10 protein-coding genes are annotated in these 12,009 nt (G+C 36.9%); 4 read left to right on the top strand and 6 right to left on the bottom strand.

The window, feature by feature from the left end; translation table 11 throughout:
* Nucleotides 1-296: 296 nt before the first annotated feature.
* From BM308_RS12365 to BM308_RS12350, 4 genes are all read right to left on the bottom strand, one after another.
* Entirely contained in the window at nt 297-1,247 is a 951-nt protein-coding gene (locus BM308_RS12365) for a ribose-phosphate pyrophosphokinase (protein ID WP_074945613.1), read from the bottom strand.
* A 256-nt stretch (nt 1,248-1,503) separates the two neighbouring features.
* Nucleotides 1,504-2,346: a 4-(cytidine 5'-diphospho)-2-C-methyl-D-erythritol kinase gene (gene ispE / locus BM308_RS12360; RefSeq protein WP_074945611.1), complete on the bottom strand. Its 843-nt coding sequence runs from the start codon at nt 2,344-2,346 to the stop codon at nt 1,504-1,506.
* Nucleotides 2,347-2,358: 12 nt separating this feature from the next.
* Nucleotides 2,359-2,967, bottom strand: coding sequence for a lipoprotein insertase outer membrane protein LolB (locus BM308_RS12355; RefSeq protein WP_083425581.1), 609 nt, complete (start codon nt 2,965-2,967; stop codon nt 2,359-2,361).
* Nucleotides 2,951-4,711, bottom strand: coding sequence for a YcaO-like family protein (locus tag BM308_RS12350; RefSeq protein WP_074945607.1), 1,761 nt, complete (start codon nt 4,709-4,711; stop codon nt 2,951-2,953). The genes BM308_RS12355 and BM308_RS12350 overlap by 17 nt, the downstream gene beginning before the upstream one ends.
* A 237-nt stretch (nt 4,712-4,948) precedes the next feature.
* On the opposite strand from BM308_RS12350, the gene BM308_RS12345 reads away from it, so the two are divergent.
* Together BM308_RS12345 and asd are read left to right on the top strand one after the other, a co-directional pair.
* On the top strand, nt 4,949-5,803 hold the full coding sequence (locus BM308_RS12345; RefSeq protein ID WP_074945605.1) for a hypothetical protein: 855 nt from the start codon (nt 4,949-4,951) through the stop codon (nt 5,801-5,803).
* A 34-nt stretch (nt 5,804-5,837) separates the two neighbouring features.
* A complete protein-coding gene (asd, locus tag BM308_RS12340; protein WP_074945603.1) occupies nt 5,838-6,950 on the top strand; it encodes an aspartate-semialdehyde dehydrogenase in 1,113 nt (370 codons plus the stop codon).
* Nucleotides 6,951-7,013: 63 nt separating this feature from the next.
* Here asd and BM308_RS12335 read toward each other — a convergent pair whose 3' ends face one another.
* Nucleotides 7,014-8,789, bottom strand: coding sequence for an AAA family ATPase (locus BM308_RS12335; RefSeq protein WP_074945601.1), 1,776 nt, complete (start codon nt 8,787-8,789; stop codon nt 7,014-7,016).
* Between the two features lie 419 nt (nt 8,790-9,208).
* Between BM308_RS12335 and BM308_RS12330 the strand changes: the two genes are divergently transcribed.
* A complete protein-coding gene (locus BM308_RS12330) occupies nt 9,209-10,105 on the top strand; it encodes a flagellin N-terminal helical domain-containing protein (RefSeq protein WP_074945599.1) in 897 nt (298 codons plus the stop codon).
* 116 nt (nt 10,106-10,221) lie between these two features.
* On the opposite strand, the gene BM308_RS12325 is transcribed toward BM308_RS12330, so the two are convergent.
* Complete coding sequence (locus BM308_RS12325) at nt 10,222-11,667, bottom strand: 6-hydroxymethylpterin diphosphokinase MptE-like protein (RefSeq protein WP_143098622.1); 1,446 nt, start codon at nt 11,665-11,667, stop codon at nt 10,222-10,224.
* Between the two features lie 116 nt (nt 11,668-11,783).
* On the opposite strand from BM308_RS12325, the gene BM308_RS12320 reads away from it, so the two are divergent.
* A partial coding sequence (locus BM308_RS12320) for a hypothetical protein (protein ID WP_143098610.1) occupies nt 11,784-12,009 on the top strand: 226 nt, incomplete at its 3' end.

Raw genomic sequence — 12,009 nt, 5'->3', positions numbered from 1 at the left:
TTCAGACTGCGATCTAAAGCGAAGGTAATAATTGAATTTGGGCTTGTGGCTCTGGCTCATAATATAAGAAAATGGGCCAATATAAGAAATGAAATGAATGCGGTAATAAGTTAAAAAAGAACAAGAAATACCTTAAGCTTCCCACCTTATCTCTCTAAAAGTTCTAAAAATCTCCAATCAAAATAAATATCTCAACAAAATCGTATTTGAAAATTTCAATTCCCTAGAAATAACAAAATTCTATGTTTGAAAAATGAAAGAGGCTGACATACTTTTTAGCCAGCCTCTTGTGTATTTTAGTGCTGCTCGAACATTGCAGAGATAGACTCTTCGTTGTTAATTCTGCGAATAGCCTCTGCCAGCATTGATGCTAAGCTTAGTTCTCTGAAATTCTTAAGTTTTTTGAATTTGTCTGAAGCAGGAATTGAATCTGAAACAACCAGAGAATCAATCTGAGATTCAGCAATATTGTTATAGGCATTGCCTGACAGTACAGCGTGAGTACCATAAGCAATAACAGACTTTGCTCCTCTCTTCTTTAAAGCTTCTGCTGCCTTGCATAAGGTTCCGCCTGTATCAATAATGTCATCAACAATGATGCACTCTCTGTCCTGAACATCACCGATTAGGTTCATAACCTCAGCAACGTTTGGCTTTGGACGGCGCTTATCGATAATTGCAATATCAGCATTGTTTAGAAGTTTTGCAATTGCTCTTGCTCTAACCACACCGCCCATATCAGGAGATACGATACAAGGATTGGTTAGATTCAGAGTCTGCATATCTTCAACAAATATTCCGCTGGAGAAACAGTTATCTACTGGAACATCAAAGAAGCCCTGAATCTGTTCTGCGTGCAGGTCAACGGTTAAAACTCTGTCAACACCAACGCTTGATAGGAAATCAGCTACAACTTTTGCAGTGATAGGTACACGGGCTGAACGTAAACGTCTGTCCTGACGTGCGTATCCGAAATAAGGAATAACAGCAGTAATACGTCCTGCAGATGCTCTACGCAGTGCATCGATCATAACGATTAGTTCCATTAGGTTATCGTTGCTTGGTGCGCAGGTAGACTGGATGATGAAAATATCACATCCACGTACATTTTCATTGATCTGTACATGAACTTCACCATCTGAGAAACGGTCAACGGTAGCATCGCCTAGGCGGGTGTAAAGACGATCTGCAATTTTTTTAGCTAGCTCCGGAGTTGCATTTCCGGCAAAGAGCTTCATATCAGCCATAAGATGATTGATCCTGATTGATTTGAATAAAAGATAAACTCGACTTTTATCTGCAAAAGTCGACGCTATTTTAAAACTTTTGTGCCTTAATCGACAACCTTATATTAGAAAATAACGTAATTTTTGCTTTCTATCCTTTTTTTGTGCAAAAGGAGATAAAAAAGTTGATCAGCATCTAGAAGTATAGACCAAAATCAAAAAAATGCAGTTCTTGTATTTTTAAGACCGATATTTCAGAATATTAGATACAAATCAATTATCGAAGCTCTTTTAGCTCCTGTAAAACTGAAGACTGTTTTACAGACCTTGCAACAAAGCACTTATATCCTGATTGCTTAAACTGTGAAAGGGCTTTTTGGGCACTTAACTCGTCGTCAAATTCTACAAAACAGGAAGAACCGCTGCCTGACATATAAGATTTTCCATAGACAGAAAGCTCCTTTAAAAGTTCTTCCACCTGAGGATATTCGCTTATAACAACCGGAGTAAAACAGTTTTCAAATGGAACTTCTAAAAGTTCTTCATAAGTTCTGCTAGGAGAATCTTTTTTCAGTTTATCTGAGGAGAATAACTTGGCTGTAGGCACTGAGCAGTCTGGAGTAACCACTAGGTAGTATTTTTGTGGATAATCAACTTCAACAAGCTTTTCTCCGATACCTTCTGCAAAGCAGGTTGTTCCTTTGATAAAGATTGGAACGTCAGCTCCAAGTCCTGCACCCATTTCTATAAGCTCTTCTTCAGATAGATTTAGCTTCCAGAGCTTGTTGAGTACAAGCAGCGTTGTTGCTGCATTAGCTGAACCTCCTCCAAGACCACCGCCCTGAGGTAGAATTTTGTCTATGGATATGGTGGCACCTAGACTACAGCCTGTTTTATCCTGTAACAGCTTAGCTGCTCTGTAAATCAGATTCTTTTTTTCATCAAATCCAAAGTCTGTAGTTAATTCAATTTTTCCTTCATCGGTGGTTTCAAAGTGCATCATGTCTCCATAATCTAGAACCACAAACAGTGTCTGAAGATTATGATAGCTATCCTCTCTCTTGCCGGTAATGTATAAGAAAAGATTGAGCTTACATGGACTTAGGAAGTTGTATTTCATGTCAAAAAAAACTTAATGTAAAACGGTAACGCTGTTAACTTTGATTATTACTTTATTATTAGGTGCAATTATCTCGATGTCTTGTGGCAGCACGACTCCGCCTTTAAAGGTTTTGTACTGTTTATAGGCCAATTCATAGCCTTCTGAAAGGGTTGCTGTTTTTATATATCCCTGTTCATCGTAAGTGCATTTGCCTTCTGGTATGCCGAACATGATATCTGGCAGCTTTTCAACAGGTACATCAAGATTGAACTGTTGCTTTAAAAGTTTTCTGGCGTTATCTCCGTTATAAGTTCTTCCCTGTACATCAAGGTAGGTGGTGCCGTTTGCATGCACATCCAGCTTGGCATAGCGCATACCCATAGGGCCAAGAAATTCTAATGAAAATGCTTTGTTCTTATAGTGATAAACACTGTTTACTGCTAGTCTGCTGTTGGTCTTTGTGGAGAACAGGGCAATTTTGTTATTCTCTTTAATCTCACTGATTTTAGAGATCTTTTCGATACGCTGTTCTGCTGTCAGTTTTGAAAAATCATTTTCCTCCACACCTGAAGTACAGGCATTGAGCAATACTGCTGCAGCACATATAGCAGATAGATAAATCTTATTTTTTAACATCATGGCATTCCTGAGCTTCTTTTAAGATGTTATAGATTCTGATAAGTTCCTGATGATCCGAAAAACCTTTTAGATTTAGGTCTGTTGCAATCAGGTTTCCGAATCGTGCCTTGCCATTGACGTGATCAAGGGCTGCTTCGAAGGTTTCTTTTCCAAATAAAAGCTCAAGACCGTTCTGGTAATCCTCAAGCTTGAGTGAACCTTCAGTCTTACACTCTAATATCTTGGTGATACACTGATAGAATGCTATTTTATCTAAAGTGAAATTAACCTGATTAAAGGTGATTGTCCACTGTGCATACTCAAGTGCTTTTTCGTGTTCTCCTGCTGCCAGAGCAATCAGACAGCGAAGCTCTCCCATACGCAGACTCTCCCAGGCTGACTTGCTGTCAGGCAGAATTCCTAATAGAGGACAGACCAGAGCATCATTGTCCACATTCTCATTTTCCAGCTCATCAAGATAGCTCTTGTATGTCTCAACGGATTCTTCGGTCTGTGGTAAAGATAGAAGTGCTTCCTGGAAATCTATTCCGCTGTTGGTGTTGTTGTAGATAAGATCATCTACCGGGTAGATTTCAGACATTCCAGGAACAACTGTACGGTATACGCAGACTCCAAGGTAATTGTAGGAACGTACGTAGATGTCAAAACCAAGTTTTGCAATCATGTATCTTAGGGCTTTGTACTGTTCCTGTGTATTGCCGCTGAAATCCCATGCTACAAAACGGTAATCAGGTACTTTCTTGAACATCTGCATTGGCAGAATACCGGTTGAGTCCACGAAATGACTTTCCAGATTTACAATGTCAGAGGTTCTTTCAAGGTCGAAGTCCGGAGCATCAAAATTATCAAGATCACTGAAAGTTCTTCCCTGCATCAGTTCTGTCAGAGTTCTATCTAGGGCAACCTCAAAAATAGGGTGTGAGCCGAAGGATGCAAAACAGGTTCCGTTACTCTGATTAAACAGCACGACACAGACTACAGGGAATTTACCTCCTAAGGAGGCGTCATAGCATACAGCTGTAAGATGATTGCCTTTTAGCTCCTGCAGTGTCTTATAGGATTTCTCGTATTTTGAAAGTATCTCGTCAGGAATTACAGGAAGAGCAAGACCTCTTTTTATTACTTCCTTTTTAACATAGCGTTCGATAATTTCTGAAAGCCCCTGTACCAGAGCTTCATATTCTGTATTTCCTGCAGACATACCATTTGAACCATACAGGTTATCCAGAAGATTTACCGGGAAGTATACCACCTCACCGTTTCTGGCGTTGGTAAATGGGATTGAGCAGACTCCTCTAGAGAAAGATGAAGACTGAAGGTCAACCAGATCCTCAAGATTAAGATCTGTATTCTCTGAATAGAATTTGCGTAGAGATGCATTAAGTACGTCTGTAGGAATGCTTGGATCTGCCTGATCGATAACTGTCCATTTTTCATCTTTAAAATGAACATATGGAGCATTGGAATTATCAAGACCCAGGTAGTAATCTGAAAATGACAGGTGTGTTGCTAGTCTTTCGAAAAGCTCGCCATAGGCTGAAGCCCTTGCAGCCAGTCTGGATGAACCTTTTCCATTGGTATAGATGCAAGGTAGGGATGCAATTGCTAAATGAACTGAATAAACATTATCCAGAGGATTTAACCAGTTATCTTCAACAACTTCTATATTAAGTTTCTTTAAAGTATCAGTAAAATGTTCAATACTCTGCTCTAAAGGAGCATCCTTACCAACAATGGTGGTCATTTTAAATCCTATCTAAACACACAAAAATTAACATGCTAATGATATCACAAAGATTATTTCCTTTGCGTTCTGCAAGAAAAAGGTTGGATTTGTCTGTTTTAAAGCTTAATAACAAAGAGTGTGAATCTTTCGATAGAATGAGTTATACAATTTAAGCGACAATAATAGAAGTATCAAAAGAAATGCTTAATCGGCTCGTATTCAAAGTCAATTACAAAAGGAATTCATATTTAAGCAATGAAAGAAAATTCAAACAACCCTGATATTCCTGTATCTGCTAATTATCCTGATGACAGCTTTGTTTCAGATGAGGAGATTGAAGAGCTAACAAAACTCGACTATGACCGTTCTGTAATTATGAATATGGCAGGGCCTTTAAATGCGAAGAAAGCGGTCAGTATGATACATAGAATTATGGGAGATAAAGAGAAGAAACATCCTTTAAAACCAAAATACATAAGGCAGGATATTCTAGATAAGATTAAAGATCTTGAAGCAGAATTTGAAAAGGAAAAACTGGAGAATTCTGAATGTTCTGATAATCCTGAAGAATCCTCTATATCTGAAGAGCTATCTCCTGCTACAACTGAAAATACAGATGAAAGCTTAACCTCTCCTGAACCTCAGGCAAGATTCTATGCCAAAGCTATGCAGAATGTTAACCGCATTAACGGTGAGCGCGCCGTAATCTTAGGGAAAATTGCCAGAAATTTTAAACTGTTCATGGTTGTGGCTGCTCTTTTTGCTGGTTATTTTGTATATACCGTGTACACAAGAAATGATGATGCCCTAGCTGTCAGAGGCATAAAAAACAAGCTTCCTATGAAAATAGATGATCATTTAATCCTCAATGATATCGCTTTAAGCCAAAAAACATTTTTTCTGGATATTATTCTGAGTAAAACTGATTTTTTTGATGCAGAAAATAAAGATGATGCACTAGATTTGTACATTAAGAAGACTTCTGACAATTTTTGTAAAATTTCGATTTTTTCCGATATGATTAAATCAGGAAAGAAAATATCAGTAGTTTTAAATGCTGAAGATGGCAGTTTCTCGAAGAGTTTTACTGTTGAACACTGCGAAAAATGATCTGATATCAATCATTAATATAAGAGAGGATTAAATGCAGAAAGTTGGTTTGATTGGTTGGCGTGGTATGGTCGGCTCCGTTCTTATGGAGCGTATGCAGCAGGAAAAGGATTTTGATCTGATTGATGCTGTATTCTTTTCAACCTCACAGACAGGTCAGAAGGCCCCTTCATTTAATGGCAAGGATTATGGTGTTCTTCAGGATGCCTATAATCTTGATGCCTTAAAGGCAATGGATATTATTATCACTGCTCAGGGCGGTGATTACACCACCAAGATGTATCAGGCTTTAAGAGATACAGGCTGGAATGGTTTTTGGATTGATGCCGCATCTACCTTAAGAATGAAGGATGAAACCAAGATTATTCTTGATCCTGTAAATCATGAGGTATTAGATGATGCTCTAAACGCAGGTATCAAATCATATATCGGTGGTAACTGTACCGTAAGTCTTCTTTTAATTGCATTAGCTGGTTTAATTAAGACCGGTAAGGTTGAGTGGATCTCAACTCAGACCTATCAGGCAGCATCAGGTGCTGGTGCTAAGAATATGCGTGAGCTTCTATCTCAGATGGGCGCTTTATATGACTGTGTAAATGCAGAGCTTGCAGATCCTCACAGCTCAATTTTAGATATTGAACGAAAGGTTCGCGCTAAGATGAATGATTCTTCATTCCCAACAGACAATTTCGGTGCTCCATTAGCAGGAAGTGTTCTTCCTTGGATTGATAAGGAGCTGGAAAATGGTCAGAGCCGTGAAGAGTGGAAGAGTCAGGCTGAGGCCAACAAGATTCTAGGTTATGCTCCTGGAACCCTACCTATTGACGGCAACTGTGTAAGAATCAGTTCAATGCGCTGTCACAGCCAGGCTTTAACAATTAAGCTAAAAGAGAACCTTTCAATTGCTAATATTGAAGAGCTGATTTCTGCTCAGAATCCATGGGCTAAGGTAATTCCAAATCACAAGGAGATTACTTTATCTGAGCTGACTCCTGCTAAGGTATCTGGTTCTCTATATGTACCTATCGGTCGTATGAGAAAGATGAATATGGGCGAGAACTTCGTATCTGCTTTCACCGTAGGTGATCAGCTGTTATGGGGCGCTGCAGAGCCATTACGCTGCATGCTTCGTCAGATTATTGGTTAATTTTTGGAATTAGCCTAAGATTTTTAAGCACCAGACTATGATTAGTAGTTGGTGCTTTTAGGTTTAAGGAACTGCAACCCAGCATTCCTTTCCGTAGAAGCCAATTCCATACTTTAATATTCGGTAGTTCTTCTGTTCATAAGGATATGCATATTGCTTTTCTTCGATCTGCTTTAATGCTTCAGCACAGACCTCCTCAATACTCTCCCCTTTATCAATTTTTTTAAATTCAATGATGATCACATTCTTCTTTAGATCAGAAATCAGTCTTAAATCAGAAAATCCTTGTCCACTTTCCATATCTGATTTTATTTCCTCAGGATCATTTACGGTTAGAGATAGTACACCAGATAGAAAGCCGTGATAGTAACTCTCATGAGCTGTATTTCTAACACTGACAAAATTAATAAGCAATTCATTAATGAGGTCCTGTACCTCATTTTTGTCATTTTTGAATAAAGCAGCCTTTAGTGAGTTAACTTTTTCAAACCATGGAATATTATCATCACAATAAATTGCCTCTATATTTTTTCTGAAGCTGTCCTTTATTTCATTGTTTGGAATTTTTACTTCCATTGCTCCTTTTTCATCTGTATTTATAACAGTCAGATATCCTGTATGAATCATCATTCCCATCATGACATCAAAACCTGTTTTATAACTTATTTCAGGGTATGTGCTAAATTCGGTTGGTTTGACTATTTCTGTATTACCATCTAAAAGGTTCTGTAACCTTAGGGAATCTCTTGCATTTGGTTTTGTAATACAGATTTTCATGATGTCATTTCCAGAAGTGTTTATCCAGTAATTCTGTGGAGCAAAGGTCTGTGGATTGGCAGATGCGCCTGCACCTTCGCAGAACTTTAATACACTCCAAGGACAGAGCATTTTAGCTCCTGCAAAGTTATATCCGTCATACCAGGACATAACGTCATCTTTTCTAGAGAGTAGCTTGTTGTCTTTTAAAAGCTGAACTGTTTCATCATGAGTAAATCCTATAAACTTGTTATAAGCTTCATCGTTGACGGTGTAGATTGAAAAATTATTGATACCTGTAAAGATACTCTCATGACTGATACGAAGACATCCTGTTACAAATGCCTTTTCCAGACAGCTGTTTGTTTTGAAGACACTGCTGAACATTCCTCTGATAACATACAGCATGTCATCATAGTATCCATTTACTGATGCTTTCTGAAGTGGAACATCATATTCATCAACTATAACAATTGTATTTCTGTTATATTCATCCTTTAACATTGCTGTTAAAAGCTTAAGACTGAATATAAGATTCCCTTTTATATTTGTAAGATCGCTTGCATTGTTCCAGTCGATATCCTCTGATTTATAACTAACCAGTTTCTGTAAATCCTTTAAATTCGAATCTGACTGCTTATTGCTTTTGCTTAGAATATTCTGGAAAAACAAACAGGTATTTCCAATTATTTTAGTAAGTTGCTTTATTGCATCTGAAAAAGTTTGACCATCAACTTCTTTTAATGAGATAAATACAACCGGATATTTTCCCATGTATTTATCACAGAATGTCTTATTCCCAAAAATTGTAAGGTTTTTAAAGAGTTCGTGCGCTTTGGATTTATCCTCAGGATAGGCATAATTAATCTCAAAGAAACTCTTAATCATGCTCATGGTTAAGGACTTGCCAAAACGACGAGGTCTGGTAAAAAGAAAGACCTTATCTTCGTAACGCATTCCGTTTGGGTGAACTTTTTCTCCATAAAGCTCAGGAAGATACGAAGTCTTATCAATGTATACATTTTTTGATTTGATATGTTCTTCAAAATCTTCTGTGCCGATGCTCTGCTTTTCAAAATCCATATTTAGAATATCCCTGTAAGATTCTTTATCTATTATACAGTTGACTTAATAATGAATAAATGTGTGAGACTTTAATATTTAGGTATTAAGTACTATTTGGAGCTTTTATTTAAAGCAGGGCAATACTTTGTATTGGCAATATCCTTAATTATGTTGTTATGACTACATAGACATTAATGAATGTTGTCAGAATTTACGGATTTTCTCTAAAAAAATAGATTAAATCTAGAGAAACAACCTTAAATCTTATGGCTAATGAAAAATTTTTAAGACTTAATTCTTTTAATTATCATAAAGTTAATAATTATTCTTAAAATTATTTAAATTATTTATTAAATAAAAAAGTTCCTCTGACGTTAATTAAGTATCAAGGCAATACTGCCTTAGCTTATAAAACTTTTCCGTAGGGGGAACTCAAAATGGCTTCATATGTAAATACTAACGTTTCATCATTAAATGCACAGAGACGTCTAACCAATGTTACTAACAGCTTAAATACAACCTACCAGAGATTATCATCTGGTCTGAGAATTAACTCAGCAAAGGATGATGCTGCAGGTTTACAGATTTCTGACCGTTTAACCGCTCACATTAACGGCTTTAATCAGGGTAACCGTAATGCTTCAGATGGTATTGCTTTAGCTCAGACTGCTGAAGGTGCAATGGACGAAATCACCAATATGGCACAGCGTATGCGTACTTTAGCAGTTCAGGCTTCTAACGGTACTTTAACCTCTAATGATCGTCAGGCGATCAGTCAGGAGTTTTCTGAACTGAAGTCTGAGATTACCCGTATTGCTTGTGCTACAACCTATGGTGGAGCCCAGATTTTAAGAGGTTCTGCTTCAAAAGGTGGATTGGTTGCAACTGCGGCTGTCGGTACTCTATTGGGGGCCGGTCAGGTAAGTATTCATGTTGGCTCAATGGGTGTTACTGCTACTAACACTGGATATTCTAATAGGATTACTTTGTCTTTCTCCCAGAATATGTCTGCAAGTGGTCTGTCTATAACTGGTTTGAGTGTTACTGGAATATCCTCAGCAGAAGAAGCAATTACCGGAATTGATACTGCTCTATCTACAATTGATACTGCAAGAGCTAAACTGGGTGCTGCTCAGAACCGTCTGGAGTCAACCATAAGAAATCAGTCATCAATTTCTGAGAACCTGACCGATGCTCGCTCAAGAATTCGTGATACTGATTACGCTGAGGAAGCTTCTAACCTGTCACAGCAGTCAATTATTCAGCAGGCTGCAACCTCAATGCTGACACAGGCTAATGCAAGACCTCAGATCGCGCTAAGCTTACTAGGCTAATCTTAAAGCTCTAGTCCCAATCCCATATCCTCCTGCGGGGGATTGGGATTAGTTTTCCGAACCTCAGATCTTCTGAGGTTTTTTTATACTATTTTTAGATAGGTATTTTGTGAATTTTATTCATATCTTTTTATAAATTCTTTTATAGGATCGTCGTAATTTTGCTTAATAATATTCTGCTTTGGAGGAAATTTAATCGCTTTGCAATGAGAAAGATCTCTTCCTACCATTCCATTAGGGAAATGTTTTAATTCTTCTCCCATTATATAATCAGGAAGTTTTTCAAATAATTCAGGGAACTCTGTCAAAAAATCTACGATGTCGTTTTTTATATTTTCTGCAATATCAAGAACATTATCTTCATTTGCGTGTAGATATAGTGCCTGAGTCATAATTACAAAACAGTGATTTAGCGTTGGAAGAATGCATTTTGAACAGAGGAATTGCTCTTTTGTCGTTTTCAAATATGCGAGGTGCTCGGAGATTTCTTCCATCATCCAGATATAATCTGTAACAGAATTTCTCTTTTTAGAAATAAATTCAATTAAATCAGAACAAATTTTTTTAATCGGTTGGTGTTTGAATAACTTGTAAAACTGCTCTTCACTAAGATCTAAACTTGTTACTTTATTGTTTAAAAAAGTTTTCAAAAAAATATCTTTGTCAATTTTGTTTTTAGAGTCGAATTCTGTTACCAGTTGGTCAGAATGACACGAAATTGTATACTTTATCTTGCATCCGTTAGAGCAGTTTATGCATTTAACTCCGTTATTCTCATTGAGTCTAAGTATTTCCTCTATTTTTCTAACAGACATCTGAAAAAATGAGTTTGTTCCACAAAACTTTTCAAAATTACCCTCAACAACTTCATTTGACTGGTATTCTATAACATCATCCGAGTATCCATATTCTCTGTATAACGTGGTTTTATTTGAGTGTGCTTTCCCTTTTATAACGGAGCCACAGTCTATTCCAAATAAGATTAAATTTTTAAATCCAAGATAAATTGCTCCTGCAACCCCCATATTTCCAACAAGAGGATTCATATTTGTTACATATTGAATGGATTTATACTGAGGATATTGTTCTATAAGATATTTGTATAAAGGTTCGTCTGCTTTTCCTAATAATGCCGTATATTTAAATTTGTTAACTGTTAGAGGATGGCAAACATCTGCTGCTAACAATATTATGTCATCAAAAAAGCTTTTATCTGGAATTGTTTCAAGAGCCTGTACTGTTTCTGGTACTCTTTCGGTATTTGCAAAAAAATCAGGTTTTATCCCGTAGTGGTATAAGGCATCTATTGCAGTCCCACATGCAATGATAATTGCTTTGTCTTGGTTTTTTGCAATAAATGAAAGATCTTTATCTAAAGAAGGTCCTGAACCTATCACGAAAACGGGGAAATTTTGAATGTATTGAGGGAGTTCTTTTTTTATAACAAAATTTTTTTTATTTATAATTGAATAAAATCCATGACTGATGCCATATAAATAGTCATCTATAAACCCCATTCCTGTTATCTTGTCAATAATGGCTTTTTCAACATCTGTTCTCAATTTTTTTGGGTCTGTACAGAAAAGTGTGGGATGGTAATAAGAGCGTGAAATAAAAAAAGGGTCTACGTTATAATTTTAAGTGAACAAAAAAAACAAAATTAAAACGAGACCCAAGAATGAATATTACAGATCTAGACTCATTTAAGCAAGACCATGGTTACATTTCTGTTGATCCTTTGGAAGGCTTCATATCTTTACCTTCAGGTTTAGATTGTTTTAAACAGACTCACTGCAGACTACAGAGAGTCAACAGAAATGATGGAACTAAGGTAAATCCATTAGTTAGAAGGCATGATGAGTATGAGTTGTATGGAGTCTGTACTCAAAAGTATGAACCAAAAG

It is taken from the genome of Succinivibrio dextrinosolvens (assembly GCF_900116345.1).
Lineage (GTDB): Bacteria > Pseudomonadota > Gammaproteobacteria > Enterobacterales > Succinivibrionaceae > Succinivibrio > Succinivibrio dextrinosolvens_B.
The sequence above is the reverse complement of the archived record's forward strand: the minus strand, read 5'-3'. Positions and strand labels throughout refer to the sequence as shown.

Excerpts from the sequence above, each read along its gene's own strand:
- BM308_RS12345 (WP_074945605.1), top strand. The coding sequence starts at position 4,949 with ATGAAAGAAAATTCAAACAACCCTGATATTCCTGTATCTGCTAATTAT.
- BM308_RS12330 (WP_074945599.1), top strand. The coding sequence starts at position 9,209 with ATGGCTTCATATGTAAATACTAACGTTTCATCATTAAATGCACAGAGA.
- BM308_RS12350 (WP_074945607.1), bottom strand. The coding sequence starts at position 4,711 with ATGACCACCATTGTTGGTAAGGATGCTCCTTTAGAGCAGAGTATTGAA.
- ispE (WP_074945611.1), bottom strand. The coding sequence starts at position 2,346 with ATGAAATACAACTTCCTAAGTCCATGTAAGCTCAATCTTTTCTTATAC.
- BM308_RS12365 (WP_074945613.1), bottom strand. The coding sequence starts at position 1,247 with ATGGCTGATATGAAGCTCTTTGCCGGAAATGCAACTCCGGAGCTAGCT.
- BM308_RS12355 (WP_083425581.1), bottom strand. The coding sequence starts at position 2,967 with ATGATGTTAAAAAATAAGATTTATCTATCTGCTATATGTGCTGCAGCA.
- asd (WP_074945603.1), top strand. The coding sequence starts at position 5,838 with ATGCAGAAAGTTGGTTTGATTGGTTGGCGTGGTATGGTCGGCTCCGTT.
- BM308_RS12335 (WP_074945601.1), bottom strand. The coding sequence starts at position 8,789 with ATGGATTTTGAAAAGCAGAGCATCGGCACAGAAGATTTTGAAGAACAT.